The sequence below is a fragment of the Marinobacterium sp. xm-d-564 genome, assembly GCF_013283345.1.
In the GTDB taxonomy this organism is placed as follows: Bacteria; Pseudomonadota; Gammaproteobacteria; order Pseudomonadales; family Balneatricaceae; genus Marinobacterium_E.
This window is the reverse complement of record NZ_WBYO01000003.1, coordinates 282,474-295,967: the sequence shown is the minus strand read 5'-3', so window position 1 is coordinate 295,967 and position 13,494 is coordinate 282,474. Positions and strand designations below refer to the sequence as shown.

17 protein-coding genes and 5 tRNA genes are annotated in these 13,494 nt (G+C 49.2%); 1 reads left to right on the top strand and 21 read right to left on the bottom strand.

The window, feature by feature from the left end:
• Nucleotides 1–96 precede the first annotated feature (96 nt).
• From rplL to rppH, 20 genes are all read right to left on the bottom strand, one after another.
• Nucleotides 97–468, bottom strand: a complete 372-nt coding sequence (gene rplL, locus XMD564_RS05500; protein ID WP_173481794.1) for a 50S ribosomal protein L7/L12 — start codon at nt 466–468, stop codon at nt 97–99.
• Nucleotides 469–510: 42 nt separating this feature from the next.
• Entirely contained in the window at nt 511–1,005 is a 495-nt protein-coding gene (gene rplJ, locus XMD564_RS05495; protein ID WP_173481793.1) for a 50S ribosomal protein L10, read from the bottom strand.
• Nucleotides 1,006–1,221: 216 nt separating this feature from the next.
• On the bottom strand, nt 1,222–1,917 hold the full coding sequence (rplA, locus tag XMD564_RS05490) for a 50S ribosomal protein L1 (RefSeq protein WP_173481792.1): 696 nt from the start codon (nt 1,915–1,917) through the stop codon (nt 1,222–1,224).
• A complete protein-coding gene (gene rplK, locus XMD564_RS05485) occupies nt 1,917–2,351 on the bottom strand; it encodes a 50S ribosomal protein L11 (RefSeq protein ID WP_173481791.1) in 435 nt (144 codons plus the stop codon). Before rplK ends, rplA begins: the two co-directional genes overlap by 1 nt.
• 95 nt (nt 2,352–2,446) lie before the next feature.
• The gene (nusG, locus tag XMD564_RS05480; protein ID WP_173481790.1) at nt 2,447–2,989 is read right to left on the bottom strand and encodes a transcription termination/antitermination protein NusG; all 543 of its coding nucleotides are present in this window, start codon (nt 2,987–2,989) and stop codon (nt 2,447–2,449) included.
• A gap of 9 nt (nt 2,990–2,998) precedes the next feature.
• Nucleotides 2,999–3,367 carry a preprotein translocase subunit SecE gene (gene secE, locus XMD564_RS05475; RefSeq protein WP_173507964.1) on the bottom strand — a complete coding sequence of 123 codons (369 nt, stop codon included), beginning with the start codon at nt 3,365–3,367 and terminating at the stop codon, nt 2,999–3,001.
• Between the two features lie 62 nt (nt 3,368–3,429).
• Nucleotides 3,430–3,505, bottom strand: a tRNA-Trp gene (locus XMD564_RS05470).
• A 165-nt stretch (nt 3,506–3,670) separates the two neighbouring features.
• Nucleotides 3,671–3,745: transfer RNA gene (locus XMD564_RS05465), tRNA-Thr, on the bottom strand.
• 13 nt (nt 3,746–3,758) lie between these two features.
• A tRNA-Gly gene (locus tag XMD564_RS05460) sits at nt 3,759–3,833 on the bottom strand.
• Nucleotides 3,834–3,850: 17 nt separating this feature from the next.
• A tRNA-Tyr gene (locus XMD564_RS05455) sits at nt 3,851–3,934 on the bottom strand.
• Between the two features lie 17 nt (nt 3,935–3,951).
• Nucleotides 3,952–4,027: transfer RNA gene (locus XMD564_RS05450), tRNA-Thr, on the bottom strand.
• A 23-nt stretch (nt 4,028–4,050) separates the two neighbouring features.
• A complete protein-coding gene (locus XMD564_RS05445) occupies nt 4,051–4,692 on the bottom strand; it encodes a hypothetical protein (RefSeq protein ID WP_173507963.1) in 642 nt (213 codons plus the stop codon).
• Nucleotides 4,692–5,414, bottom strand: a complete 723-nt coding sequence (locus XMD564_RS05440; RefSeq protein ID WP_173481787.1) for a type III pantothenate kinase — start codon at nt 5,412–5,414, stop codon at nt 4,692–4,694. The genes XMD564_RS05445 and XMD564_RS05440 overlap by 1 nt, the downstream gene beginning before the upstream one ends.
• Nucleotides 5,404–6,369 carry a bifunctional biotin--[acetyl-CoA-carboxylase] ligase/biotin operon repressor BirA gene (birA, locus tag XMD564_RS05435; protein ID WP_173507962.1) on the bottom strand — a complete coding sequence of 322 codons (966 nt, stop codon included), beginning with the start codon at nt 6,367–6,369 and terminating at the stop codon, nt 5,404–5,406. The genes XMD564_RS05440 and birA overlap by 11 nt, the downstream gene beginning before the upstream one ends.
• A gap of 2 nt (nt 6,370–6,371) precedes the next feature.
• The gene (locus tag XMD564_RS05430; protein WP_173481785.1) at nt 6,372–6,884 is read right to left on the bottom strand and encodes a dihydrofolate reductase; all 513 of its coding nucleotides are present in this window, start codon (nt 6,882–6,884) and stop codon (nt 6,372–6,374) included.
• Between the two features lie 12 nt (nt 6,885–6,896).
• A complete protein-coding gene (locus XMD564_RS05425; protein ID WP_173481784.1) occupies nt 6,897–7,748 on the bottom strand; it encodes a thymidylate synthase in 852 nt (283 codons plus the stop codon).
• 14 nt (nt 7,749–7,762) lie between these two features.
• The gene (gene lgt / locus XMD564_RS05420; protein ID WP_173488820.1) at nt 7,763–8,542 is read right to left on the bottom strand and encodes a prolipoprotein diacylglyceryl transferase; all 780 of its coding nucleotides are present in this window, start codon (nt 8,540–8,542) and stop codon (nt 7,763–7,765) included.
• The gene (locus tag XMD564_RS05415; protein WP_173488806.1) at nt 8,542–9,351 is read right to left on the bottom strand and encodes a sulfite exporter TauE/SafE family protein; all 810 of its coding nucleotides are present in this window, start codon (nt 9,349–9,351) and stop codon (nt 8,542–8,544) included. The genes lgt and XMD564_RS05415 overlap by 1 nt, the downstream gene beginning before the upstream one ends.
• Nucleotides 9,352–11,646, bottom strand: coding sequence for a phosphoenolpyruvate--protein phosphotransferase (gene ptsP, locus XMD564_RS05410; RefSeq protein WP_173481816.1), 2,295 nt, complete (start codon nt 11,644–11,646; stop codon nt 9,352–9,354). It abuts the gene before it with no gap.
• 33 nt (nt 11,647–11,679) lie between these two features.
• Nucleotides 11,680–12,165, bottom strand: a complete 486-nt coding sequence (gene rppH / locus XMD564_RS05405; protein ID WP_173481782.1) for an RNA pyrophosphohydrolase — start codon at nt 12,163–12,165, stop codon at nt 11,680–11,682.
• A gap of 140 nt (nt 12,166–12,305) precedes the next feature.
• Between rppH and XMD564_RS05400 the strand changes: the two genes are divergently transcribed.
• Nucleotides 12,306–12,965 (top strand): HAD family phosphatase, encoded by a 660-nt coding sequence (locus XMD564_RS05400; protein ID WP_173481815.1) that lies wholly within the window; start codon nt 12,306–12,308, stop codon nt 12,963–12,965.
• A gap of 15 nt (nt 12,966–12,980) precedes the next feature.
• On the opposite strand, the gene XMD564_RS05395 is transcribed toward XMD564_RS05400, so the two are convergent.
• Nucleotides 12,981–13,397 (bottom strand): CBS domain-containing protein, encoded by a 417-nt coding sequence (locus tag XMD564_RS05395; RefSeq protein WP_173481781.1) that lies wholly within the window; start codon nt 13,395–13,397, stop codon nt 12,981–12,983.
• Between the last annotated feature and the right edge of the window lie 97 nt (nt 13,398–13,494).

Genomic DNA, 13,494 nt, shown 5'->3' with positions numbered 1-13,494 from the left:
CTACTAATAACGGAAAAAGGCCGGTGGCATTTTTGCCACCAGCCATACGCTTTTTAAGCAGCGTAAAGCTGCTTAATGCGCAGCAAGCTCAAGTTATTACTTAAGCTCGACAGAAGCGCCAGCTGCTTCAAGATCAGCTTTGATCTGCTCAGCTTCTTCTTTAGAAGCGCCTTCTTTAACAGTTGAAGGTGCACCGTCAACCATCTCTTTCGCTTCTTTAAGACCAAGGCCAGTTACTGCACGAACTACCTTGATTACGTTTACTTTCTTATCGCCAGCAGAAGCTAGAACAACGTCGAAGTCAGTCTTCTCTTCTGCAGCACCGCCAGCATCGCCAGCAGGACCAGCAACTACTGCAGCTGCAGCAGATACGCCGAATTTTTCTTCCATTGCAGAAACTAGTTCAACAACGTCCATTACTGACATTTCAGCAATTGCATTTAGGATATCGTCTTTAGACAGAGACATGATTAATTCCTTTATTAAATCGGTTACTTAGCAACCAGCCAATTAAGCTGCTTGCTCTTCTTTCTGAACGCGTACCGCATCGATAGCACGTACGAGCTTGCCAGCAGCTGCTTCTTTCATGCAGCTCATTAGCTTCGCTAGTGCTTCGTCGTATGTCGGTAGGCTTGCTAGCATTGCGATATCAACGATCTCGCCTTCGAAGGCAGCTGTTTTCAGCTCAAACTTGTCATTGCCTTTTGCAAAGTCTTTCAAGATACGGGCGCCAGCGCCTGGGTGCTCTTGAGAGAAAGCAATGATAGTTGGACCTACGAACGAGTCCGCTAGACATTCATAAGCTGTGCCCTCTACTGCACGACGTGCTAGCGTGTTACGTACGACTTTAAGCCATACACCCGCTTCACGTGCCTGCTTACGCAGTGCAGTCATATCGCCTACTTCAACGCCGCGGGAATCCGCAACGACAGCAGACAATGCAGAGCCAGCAGCTTCCTGAACCTCAGCGACGATCGCTTTTTTCTGTTCAAGTCCTATTGCCACAATTTACTCCTGGTTGTCTTTCGACATATTTACCAACCACCCCGCTTACGCGAGGCATGAGTACGGCTAAAATGATTCCGAGGAATCTCACCGTCTGCGCAGGCTGGTTGGCCCATTAAGATGCCACTGAAGAATCAATAGCATCACCTGCGGTCTTTGACGGTCTTCGTCTCTGTCAGACAGGTCTGAAGACCCTCAAATACCTTTGCTGGAGGATTAAGCGTCTAGTGACGCAACATCCACCTGTAGACCCGGTCCCATAGTGGTAGACAGGGTTACTTTCTTAACGTAAACGCCTTTAGCAGACGCTGGCTTAAGTTTCTTAAGCTCAGCAAGTAGAGCCGCTACGTTTTCAGCGATTTGGTTTGGCTCGAAGCCTACTTTACCAACTGACGCGTGAATGATGCCGTTCTTATCAGTACGGAAACGTACCTGACCAGATTTAGCATTCTTAACTGCACCAGCAACATCTGGAGTTACAGTACCAACCTTAGGGTTTGGCATTAGGCCACGTGGACCAAGCACTGTACCTAGCGCACCAACAACGCGCATAGCGTCTGGGCTTGCAATTACTACGTCGAAGTCTAGGTTGCCAGCTTTAACTGACTCAGCAAGATCTTCAAAACCAACAACGTCCGCGCCCGCTTCTTTTGCTTTCTCAGCATTCTCGCCTTGAGCAAATACAGCAACACGAACTTCTTTACCTGTACCGTTTGGAAGAACACTTGAACCACGTACAACCTGGTCAGATTTCTTCGGATCAACACCTAGGTTGATCGCAACATCTACAGACTCAGCGAATTTAACAGCAGAAACTTCTGAAAGAATCTGAGCAGCATCAGCAGCAGCGTACAATTTACCCGCTTCTACTTTTTCAGCGATCGCCTTTTGACGTTTAGTCAACTTAGCCATTACTCATCACCCTCCACAACTAGACCCATGCGACGTGCAGAACCTGCAATCGTACGTACCGCTGCATCCATGTCCGCAGCAGTAAGGTCAGCCATTTTAATTGTTGCAATCTCTTCAAGCTGAGCGCGAGTAACAGTACCCACTTTCTCAGTGTTTGGACGAGATGAACCAGATTTAAGACCAACCGCTTTCTTCAATAGGATTGAAGCTGGTGGAGTCTTAGTGATGAACGTAAAGCTACGATCAGCGTATACAGTGATAACCACTGGAATTGGCATACCAGGTTCCATCGATTGAGTCTGTGCGTTGAACGCTTTACAGAACTCCATGATGTTCACACCGTGTTGACCTAGCGCAGGACCTACTGGCGGACTTGGGTTCGCCTGACCTGCTTTAACCTGCAACTTAATGTAGGCTTCTATCTTCTTAGCCATTGAGCTACTCCTTTGGGTACAAGCGCCTCTCGGCTCCCCTTTACACAACAAAAACCGAGCAGCCTTTCAGCCACTCAGTTCGTTAAAAACCTTCGTTAAACTTTTTCGACCTGACGGAACTCAAGTTCAACCGGTGTTGAGCGACCGAAGATCAATACAGCCACTTTCAGACGTGACTTCTCGTAATCAACCTCTTCAACAACACCATTGAAGTCAGCGAATGGGCCATCATTAACACGCACCATCTCACCCGCTTCAAACATCGTCTTAGGACGTGGCTTATCAACACCACTCTCTACACGACGTAGAATCTCATCAGCTTCACGCTGAGTAATTGGTGCAGGCTTATCTGCCGTACCACCTATGAAACCTAGAACACGTGGCGTACTCTTAACCATGTGCCAAGTTTCGTCGTTCATCACCATGTTAACGAGCACATAACCTGGGTAGAACTTGCGCTCAGACTTACGCTTCTTACCATCACGGATCTCTACAACCTCTTCTGTTGGCACAAGGATATCGCCAAACAGATCTTCCATACCGTGACGCTCGATCGCTTCTAGCAGACCAGCCTGAACACGCTTCTCATAACCAGAGTAAGCGTGAACAACGTACCAGCGCATCTTTTCTGAACTCATAGAAACCTCTTAACCAATAAAGCCAGACACTACCCAGCCGAGTAGCGAGTCCAGACCCCAAAGCAAAAGACCAACAATCAATACAGCCACAACAACGATCAAGGTCGTCTGCAACGTCTCTTGACGAGTTGGCCATACCACTTTGCGAATCTCATTCTTCGCCTCTTTGAATAGACGGAAGAACGCTTTACCTTTTGCCGTTTGAAGTGCAACAAAGCCAGCTACAATTGCGAGCGCAATTAACGCAAGCACACGATAGAGCAGTGACTCGTTAGCGTAGACGGAGTTACCGACCACACCAACAGCAACGATCGCAATAACAACAAGCCACTTCAGGCTGTCAAATTTAGACACGTCGTCAGAAACTTTTGAGTTCACCAGAACCTCTACTAATCAAACACTTAAGCTAGATTTGCTGCATATAAACCACCTGCAAAAGGTGGCAGGGTAGGAGGGACTCGAACCCCCAACCTGCGGTTTTGGAGACCGCTGCTCTGCCAATTGAGCCACTACCCTATACAACAAGGGACGCGCATTATACCCGCCTAAAATCTCAGTTTCAACTGATAAAACCAAGAAATTCAGCAGCCTATGCGGTATTGAAAACCCACTTCAAAACGCTCTGACACCTACTCCAAGACGTAAAAAAAGGCAGACAATTAATCTACCTTACATATGTCATGGAGCTCATGGGCGGATTTGAACCGCCGACCTCACCCTTACCAAGGGTGTGCTCTACCCCTGAGCTACATGAGCGAATATCGTCGATTGGAGCGGGTAGCGGGAATCGAACCCGCCTCTTCAGCTTGGAAGGCTGAGGTAATAGCCACTATACCATACCCGCCGAAGGAGCTATCGAAATGGTGGTGGGAGATGGATTCGAACCATCGAAGCTTTCGCGTCGGATTTACAATCCGATCCCTTTGGCCACTCGGGAATCCCACCAGTACTTATTGCTGAAATGGTGCCGGCACCAAGAGTCGAACTCGGGACCTACTGATTACAAGTCAGTTGCTCTACCAACTGAGCTATACCGGCTCAGCAATGAAGTGGGGCGTATCTTACTGATCAGGTTTCAGCGTTGCAACCCCTTCGCAGGGTTTTTTTTCAAATTGAGCGCCAGGCCACTGTGTCGCGACCATTTCGATCAATTCTTGATCAAATTCAAACCCTTGTAGGTAGCTTACAGTCACACGAAAAGCATCACTTTGAATGGTGTTAACCTTTTTACGCAACTTGCTCTGTAAATCATCTGGGAACTGCTTTCGCAACTTATCGACGGCAGCATCATCAGGATAGACGCCCATCACTAGTGCACCATCGCGACTCTCGGGAACCCAACCCAGTGACGCCAGCTGATCGAGCAAGGCAACACGACGATCGGCATCTGCTGGCAGGGGCAATTCAACTTTCCAACCTTGCGCAACAGGAGGAATCTTTTCGTAAGCGAGATCTACTCCATAGCCTTCAAGCTGAATAAGCAACCTCTCTGCCTCATAGTCACTCTCTAAAGGCTGAAAATAACCACACTCCCTTGGACGCAATACTAACTGCTCGCTTGCATCAAGTTCATTGGGAAGTCGAAGCGCGGCAGGCCTGATGTCTGGCTGCCTGACGGTGTCTGCAAATCGGTACTCTTGCGCGTACCACAAAAACAGCAGCGCATTCCCTAAAAGCACTAACAACACCAACCAACGTAACATTAAAGTGTCACCCTCTCCGCCAAACTCAATCCATCTAACACCAGGTTTGGCAGACACTCAACCCTAGGTTCTGACTTAATATATTCAAAAAGCTTAAGAGCATCACCACCGGTTAACAGAACACTCGCCTGCTCATTGAAATCTGCTCTTAGAGCCAAAATAGAGTGAGCCAGACCGGCAAATACTAACTCCGCACCTGATGAAACACAGCTAGCAGTATCGACTCCACCAAAGGGTTGAGCACTAGCCTCTTGCTCAAAACGGATGTTTGCCGTTTGCCCCAGCAGCGCACTCTGCAGCATTTGGTAACCTGGGGTGATAAATCCACCTGTATGCTGCCCATTTGCCGTCAATAGATCGATGGTCACCGCACTGCCGGCATCAACCAGTATCGCGGGCACTCCCTTCCCTCTCTGAAAAGCAGCCAACAAAACCAACCAACGGTCGACACCTAATCGCGAGACCTCCTCATATCCACAGCGCACACCCGCGCACTCTTTCGAAACACGAGCAAACTCTGGAGTACAGCCATAGCGCTGTTCCAGTTCCGAGGAGAGCCTTTCATTAACCTCTGACGCCGCAACTGAGCTAATCCAAAGAGCATCCACCGATGCATCAGGCCATTGAGGATCAACCAGTCTGGTCACACCCTCGCGTTCAACCCGATCTGATACCAGGCGCCACTTAACTCGACTGTTGCCTATATCCAGTTCAAGACGCACTGTTAACTCCTCGTAAACTAATCTCACCAGCAGAGTAACGGTTTAGCTTACCCTCAACCTCCACTAGCACCTCACCCTGCGCATCCACACCTCGGCAAATACCCTCCACTTCAGCGTGACCCATTAAGAGCCTAACAGGATAATCTTGGAATGCATGGACCGCATGCCACTGCTGAGCGTATGCCGAGAAACCTTTTGTTTCAAACTCATTTAACAGTTGAGTTAATGATCGGACAATCTCAATCAAAAGCTGAGAACGAGTTAGCGTACCTGACATGTAGTTGCCCAAATCCGACCACTCTTGGTCAATGCTCGAATTGACACTGTCCGGCATCTTCACATTGATCCCAACACCAATCACAGCAGAACACTCACCCGTCAGATCGCCGGCCAGCTCGATCAATACCCCACCCAGCTTACGCTTCTCTAATAGGAGATCATTCGGCCACTTCAACTGCACCCCTGTCACAGCAAGCGAACTCAATGCCTGCTGAACAGCCAACCCAACCGCCAAACTTAGACCTTGGAGTGCTGCCGCGCCCCCTTTAAATTGGCAGCCCAGTGAAAGATACAAATTGGCCGCAAAAGGGCTCACCCACTGACGTCCGCGTCTACCTCGACCCTGCCCCTGATACTCAGCTGCCACTAACACTTTGCGACAGCCATCAGACATATGGGTTTGCGCAACACGATTGGTCGAGTCGACCGAATCTAAAACGTCGATGCGGTCATAGTTAAGAGAGGACAACTCATTTGCGATAAACTGTTCATCAAGCAGATCTAGACCGCCATTGATGCGATAACCCCGCCCTCTCGATGATTGAATAGCGATTCCCAGAGCACTGAGTTTATCTAACTCTTTTCGAAGTGCGGATGAGGATATGTCCAGAATCGCAGCCAGACTGTTACCACTGCGATACTGGCCATCTGCCAGCAGCGATAACAGTCGTTGCACGGTTAGGCCTCGCTGCGGTCGTAGACGATGAATGCGTAGGGGTAGCGGTTCGGCTGGTCGCCGGCAGGAAAAGATTGACGACCCAACTCTTGCCACTGGCCGTAGTCAATTTCAGGAAAATGAGCATCACCCTCGGGTTCAGCCTCAACCTGTGTCAGGTAGAGACGATCAACAAGAGGTAGCGATTGTGCATAGATCTGAGCACCACCAATAATGACAGCCTCCTCTACCCCATCGATCATAGCCTGTGCCTCACCGACCTCGATAGCCTCTTCTAGGCTTGCCACGATTTTGACACCTTCAGCACTCCAATTCGAATCTCGTGTAATGACGATATTCAAACGACCTGGCAGAGGCTTGCCAATCGACTCAAAGGTTTTGCGACCCATAATAATGGGCTTACCCATGGTCACCTCTTTGAAATAACGCAGATCTTCAGGTAGGTACCAAGGCAGTTTATTGTCATTACCAATAACGCGATTTAAACCCTGAGCGACGATTAAAGCTAATCTCATAACCTCTCCTACTTATACAGAAAATGGGTATTGAATGGCGTCATGGTACTGATAGCCAACCACTTCAAAGTCATCCGTTGTCACCCAGGTTTCGATATCCTCAAGCGATTTAATATCGGGATTGATCTTTAACTGCGGGCTAGGGAAAGGTTCGCGCTTAAGCTGCACGTCACGCATCAACTCCAACTGATCTTCATAGATGTGCGCATTGACGATCTTATGATACGCCTTACCTGGTTTATGACCGGTTATCTGGGCCATCAACGCCAACAACACATAGACCTGAACCTGATTAAAATTGAGGCCCAGCGGCACATCACAACTGCGCTGATAGGATGTTAAAAAGAGCTGATCACCCAATAGCGAAAAGGTGTGGGTATGCATACAAGGACGCAGACAACCAAGATGAAACTCACCCGGGTTGTAGAAGGTCAGGATTTCGCCGCGATCATCGATCCCTTTAGAGAGGTTATCAACAATCTTCTTAAGCTGATCGGTGACGCTGCCATCGGACGCCATCCACTGACGACCCTGCACTCCGTAAACACGCCCCATGTCATCCTCACCTTTACGAGCAGGATTATTCAACCAAGCACCATTCTCGTTTGCGTTAGCATTCCACGTATTACAGCCAATATCACGAAACTGAGCCGCACTATCGTATCCACGTAGGTAACCCAAAAGCTCAGCAATGGCCGCTTTGTAAAAACTCTTGCGCGTTGTGACGAGCGGGAACTGATTGCCAGCGACATCATATTCAAGATTGGCATCAATCACTGTTAAACAACGCTTACCGGTGCGCTCATTACCCACCCAGACGCCTTCATCAATGATGCGTTGGCACAACTCTAAATACTGTTTCATCCAATAACCTTAGATTAATTTTTCGACGCAACTGGGCGCATAAGCAGATAAAGCCCAATCAAAATCATGGGTAGAGAGAGTAACTGACCCATTGTTAAAACATCAAACCCAATAAAGCCAAGATGCGCATCCGGCTCCCTGAAGAACTCTACAGCACTACGAGCAAGGCCGTAACCTAACAAAAAGAGCCCTGAAACCGACCCCAACTTGCGCGGTTTCATTGAGTAGATCCAGACAATTGAGAACAGAACAATACCTTCGAGCAGCGCTTCATAAAGCTGCGAAGGGTGTCTAGCTAACAGGTCGCTGGCACGTGGAAAGATCACACCCCAGGCCTGATCAGTGGCACGCCCCCACAACTCACCACCGATGAAGTTACCCATCCTGCCAGCAGCCAAACCTAAAGGCACGAGCGGGGCGACAAAATCACCGATCTCAAACAGTGATTTACCCTGACTTTTAGAGAACCAGAGAATGACTGCAACCACCCCTAACAGGCCACCATGGAAGGACATCCCGCCCTCCCAAACATGGAATAACCAGAGCGGATTTTCTAAGAAGTAGTCAAAGTGGTAGAAAAGGACATAACCGACTCGGCCACCAAGAATGACACCTAGAGCACCATAAAAAATCAGATCAGAAAGCTGCTTTTCGCTCCATAGACCGGTTCGCTTTGCTTGAACAGTACCCAACCAATAGGCCGAACCGAATGCGAGCAGGTACATGATGCCGTACCAATGAATCTGTATAGCACCAAAGCCGACCGCAACTGGGTCAATATCATGAGTCCAGATCACGCCAGCCCCATCAAGTTAATCAGCAAGAAACGAACACCAATGACCATTAAGAAGATGGCAAAGATCTTTTTCAGGTGTTTTTGTGGCAGAGAGTGCGCCAATTTCGCACCGACTCGAGCAAACTGTGAACTGGCAATCGCAATGCCCACAAAGGCTGGCAGATAGATGTAGCCAACACTATAAGCTGGCATACCTGCGGCATCTTGGCCGGCCCAGATATAAGCCAGTGCACTGAACAGCGCGATGGGCAAACCAACTGCGGCTGAAGTACCGACCGCTTCACGCATGTCACTGCCTCGAGCGGTCAAGTAGGGCACCGTCAAGGTACCACCGCCGATACCGAAAATAGAGGAGGCTCCACCAATGACTGACCCCGCAACACCCAACTCTAAGTTTTCAGGCGTGCTATTACCTTGACGCGGCTTCAAATCGAAAGCCATCTGCACTGCGACCATACAGGCAAAAATTCCAAAGATGATTTGAAGATTATCACCAGTTAACTGATCAGCGATCCAAACACCGACCATAGCACCAACGGCAACACCGACAGCGAGCGGCTTAAACTGATCAAAGCGAACCGCACCGCGTTTATTATGCGCCAGTACCGAACTGATCGAGGTAACCACAATGGTTGCAAGTGAAGTCGCTACTGCAGCGTGGGTCACAACGACCTCTGGCATCGCCTGAGCCGTAAAGCTAAAGATAAGAACGGGGACGATCAAAAGACCGCCACCAATACCAAAGAGCCCAGCCACAACGCCAGCCACCGAACCTAGAACTAGGTAGGTAATTAATGTCTCTATCATCTAATCGTTTCCTGGAAGAACGGGACGCGTCAACTGTGTCAGACCCGCGTTTTGAAGCGTTTCACGAAGCAATAGGTGAATATCTGAAGACTCATCCATTTTCATCACCTGCCCTAAAAGCAACGCTGCATCTTTATATTCAACACTGCGAATCGCCAACTTAACTTTAGGTAAGTTGGTCGAGTTCATTGAAAGCACGTCATAACCCATCGCCATCAACAGCAACGCACCGCCGGGATCGGCCGCCATCTCACCACAGATAGAGACCTGTTTCTGGTATTTGTGCGCCTCATTAGCAATCAACTGCAGTGCCTGCAACACCGATGGGTGATAGGTGGTGTAGAGATCAGCAACACGCGGATTATTGCGATCAACTGCGAGCAGATACTGAGTCAAATCATTAGAACCGACTGAGACAAAATCGATCAAAGGCGCAAAACGGCCAATTTGATAGACCGCAGCGGGCACTTCAATCATGACGCCAATCTCAGGCTTCTGAAGATCCAACCCCTCCTCCAACAACTCGTTGAACGCCTGATTAATCTGCTCCAGCGCCGCTTCCACCTCTTGAACACTGCTGATCATTGGCAGCATGATCCTTAAGTTATTGAGCCCCTCAGATGCCCGCAACATAGCACGCACCTGAACAAGGAAGATCTCGGGATGATCTAAGGTGACACGAATGCCTCGCCAACCAAGGAATGGGTTCTCTTCCTCAATTGGGAAATAGGGCAACGCCTTATCACCACCAATATCTAGGGTGCGCATGGTTACAGGTTTGGGGGCAAAGGCTTCCAGTTGACGACGGTAACTGTCCGCTTGCTCTAGTTCAGAAGGAAAAGTATCCCTAATCATAAACGGAATTTCTGTACGATAGAGTCCGATACCTTCAGCACCGCGTTTAACCGCACGCTCCACATCTGCCGTCAGACCGGTATTAACCCATAACGTCTGATTGAAACCATCTTGTGTCTCAGCGGGAAGGTCGCGAAGTTGATCCAGGTTAGCCTCAATCGCTCGCTCCTCTTTGAGAATAGAGCTGTAGGCTTCTAACAGATCATCTGTCGGGTCAACGTAGATCCTGCCTGAGTAGCCATCGACAATAACCTGACGACCATCAAGCTTGGTATAGGGCAGCTCAACCACACCCATCAGCGTTGGAATACCCATTGAACGAGCCAATATGGCGGCATGTGAGGAGCCAGAGCCGGTCACAGACACCATACCGACCAACTTATCTTCAGGCACCAAACCGAGCATAGCCGGCGAAAGGTCATCGGCAATCAAAACCGTGTTATCTGGGAAATCAGGAACCCGTTCAGCCCCCTCTTGTTGCATTGCCGAGAGCAGACGACGACCTAAGTCACGAATGTCAGTTGCCCGCTCGCGCAAGTAGGGGTCCTCCATATCGGAGAACTGCCTAACATGAGCTTGAATAACTTCCCGAAGCGCACCCTGAGCCCAGTTTCCTGCCTCAATCTTAGTTCGCACTTCACTTGGAATGGCATTGTCATCCAGCATACGGAGGTAGACTTCGAAGAGCGCCTGCTCCTCTGTTCTAAGGCGCGTCGCTAGAGAGTCAGAGACCTTCTGAATATCTTCCCGCACTTGAACCAGGGCGTGTTCGAAATCTTGCAGCTCTGCCTGGATATCATTGGCCGGCTTGTCAGGCACACTGCGTAGATCTGCAGAGAGCGTTGCCACATAGACATTACCGATAGCGACACCGGGTGCGCCAGCGATACCGACAAAACGCTTCGCCGTGACAGGCTCATCATCCTGTTTAGCGGCAGCAAAAACATCAAGAATGGAGCCGGTGGCCTCGGCATGGGCAATCACGCCAGCGAGCTGAGCCGACAGAGTAACCATGAAAGCCTCTTCAGACTCATCAAAGCGTCGAACTTCCCGCTGCTGAACAACCAACACACCGTGCACTTTACGCTGATGGATAATCGGCACACCAAGGAAGGCGTGGAAGCGTTCCTCACCGGTCGATTGTAGATAGACAAACGAAGGGTGAGTGAAGGCATCTTCAAGGTTGATCGGTTCTGCACGAGAACCGACTAAACCCACGATACCCTCAGTCGACGATAGAGAGACCTTACCCACCGCGTCCTGATTCAAACCCTCGGTGGCACGAAGCACATAACGATTCGTTTGCGTATCGGTTAGGTAGATGGAGCACACTTCAGTCGACATTGTCTCACGAATGCGACGCACAGTAAGGGAGAGTACCGACTCAAGATCGGACTCACTGCCTACTTCCTGCACAATCTGACGCAATCGAGCGAGCATGCTCATGTGCGACTCCTTTTAGACATTGTGTGTCTAGCGTTTAACGATACGTGTCAAACGAGGAGATAACTCCCGCATCGCTTTACGATAAACCTCTTTTTTAAATGAGACGACTTGCCCTACTGGGTACCAATAACTCACCCATCGCCAACCATCAAATTCTGGGGTGTCCGAACAGTCGATTTTCACTGCCTCGTCACGACTCAACATGCGCAACATAAACCACTTCTGTTTTTGACCTATACAGAGTGGAAACTGATTACGACGAATCATGCGTTTTGGCAGACGATACCTTAACCAACCACGGGTAACGCCGAGGATCTCCACATCCTTTTTCGTTAGGCCGATCTCTTCATGGAGTTCACGATACATGGCTTGTTCAGCGGTCTCATCCGCATTGATTCCACCTTGTGGAAACTGCCACGCATCTTGACCACAACGACGCGCCCACAGAACTTGACCCAGCGAGTTAACCAGAATGATACCTACATTCGGTCTAAACCCATCTGAATCGATCACTTTGTTTTCCTTAAAAAACTTTAACTTATGGTCCTATTGTTCCACAGTACCAACTTTTAAGAAATAGACTATTCACAGTGTCTTGCCAGTCAGCTCAGACACCCGTATTCTCTGCAGCGAATCCTAAACACGAGAACCTTATGAAACCCTTGGCTATTTTTGATCTGGATAACACCCTACTCAACGGCGACAGTGATCACGCATGGGGGGAGTTTTTGTGTCAAAAAGGCATTGTTGATGAGACCGCCTACCGAGCCGCAAATGATCGTTTTTTTGAACAGTACAAAGCGGGTACGATGGATATCAACGAATTTCTCGAGTTTGCGTTAAAACCACTGACAGAGCACAGCAAAGCTCAACTAGATCAGTGGCACAACGAATTCATGTCCGAGGTTATTGAGCCGATCATCCTGCCTAAGGCTGAAGAGCTCTTAGCAACACACCGCGCCGCGGGAGATAGGCTGATGATCATCACCGCGACCAACAGCTTTGTCACAGGACCCATTGCTAAACGCTTAGAGGTAGATGAGTTTCTTGCCACTGAGCCAGAACAGCTCAATGGTGCATACACAGGAAAAATAGCGGGCACACCCTGCTTCCAATCTGGCAAAGTTACCCGACTCAACGAGTGGCTCAAAGAGCACAACGCCAACCTCTCTGGCAGCCACTTCTACAGCGATTCAATCAACGATCTACCTCTGCTTGAGCAGGTAGAACGCGCCGTAGCCGTTAACCCAGACGAACGACTAACAGCTGAAGCTCAGCAGCGCGGCTGGCCGATCCTTGATCTTCGCCGCTAATCCTACGCAACTGTTTTAAGCGGATTTTTTGGTATTCGCCAGCGTGTCATTAAGTGCACGCATCACATTTTTACGGGTTACTATTCCAAGCAACTTACCCTCTTCACAGACTGGGTAAACCTTAGGCTTACCACCTTCCATGCGCTCAGCCAGCTGCAACAGCGTCTCTTTAGGAGAGACCGTCAGTGGTTGGCGATACATGATATCGCTGACACAGGTGCGATCATCAAGATAGTAGCTACTTGAGATGAGGTAGCGCAGGCAGTCATGCTCTGACAAGAATCCTGAAATTTTGCCCTCAGTGTTAACAACGGGCAGACCCGGGTAGTTAGAATCAACAAGGTGGGCAACCGCCACCTCCAAAGAGGCAGACTCTTGCAGAGGCACGACCGAAGCATCCATTAGATCTGAAACCAGTTTCTGGGAAAACATTACTCTCTCCTATTGATTAGAGTCACACTTTCATTATGGTTCAAAATCCAATTTTTTCCACACTCAGACTTAAGAGATAATCAATCAAATGATCTGG

Excerpts from the sequence above, each read along its gene's own strand:
- rplL (WP_173481794.1), bottom strand. The coding sequence starts at position 468 with ATGTCTCTGTCTAAAGACGATATCCTAAATGCAATTGCTGAAATGTCA.
- rplA (WP_173481792.1), bottom strand. The coding sequence starts at position 1,917 with ATGGCTAAGTTGACTAAACGTCAAAAGGCGATCGCTGAAAAAGTAGAA.
- rplK (WP_173481791.1), bottom strand. The coding sequence starts at position 2,351 with ATGGCTAAGAAGATAGAAGCCTACATTAAGTTGCAGGTTAAAGCAGGT.
- nusG (WP_173481790.1), bottom strand. The coding sequence starts at position 2,989 with ATGAGTTCAGAAAAGATGCGCTGGTACGTTGTTCACGCTTACTCTGGT.
- XMD564_RS05445 (WP_173507963.1), bottom strand. The coding sequence starts at position 4,692 with ATGTTACGTTGGTTGGTGTTGTTAGTGCTTTTAGGGAATGCGCTGCTG.
- XMD564_RS05430 (WP_173481785.1), bottom strand. The coding sequence starts at position 6,884 with ATGAGATTAGCTTTAATCGTCGCTCAGGGTTTAAATCGCGTTATTGGT.
- XMD564_RS05425 (WP_173481784.1), bottom strand. The coding sequence starts at position 7,748 with ATGAAACAGTATTTAGAGTTGTGCCAACGCATCATTGATGAAGGCGTC.
- XMD564_RS05415 (WP_173488806.1), bottom strand. The coding sequence starts at position 9,351 with ATGATAGAGACATTAATTACCTACCTAGTTCTAGGTTCGGTGGCTGGC.
- ptsP (WP_173481816.1), bottom strand. The coding sequence starts at position 11,646 with ATGCTCGCTCGATTGCGTCAGATTGTGCAGGAAGTAGGCAGTGAGTCC.
- XMD564_RS05400 (WP_173481815.1), top strand. The coding sequence starts at position 12,306 with ATGAAACCCTTGGCTATTTTTGATCTGGATAACACCCTACTCAACGGC.
- XMD564_RS05395 (WP_173481781.1), bottom strand. The coding sequence starts at position 13,397 with ATGTTTTCCCAGAAACTGGTTTCAGATCTAATGGATGCTTCGGTCGTG.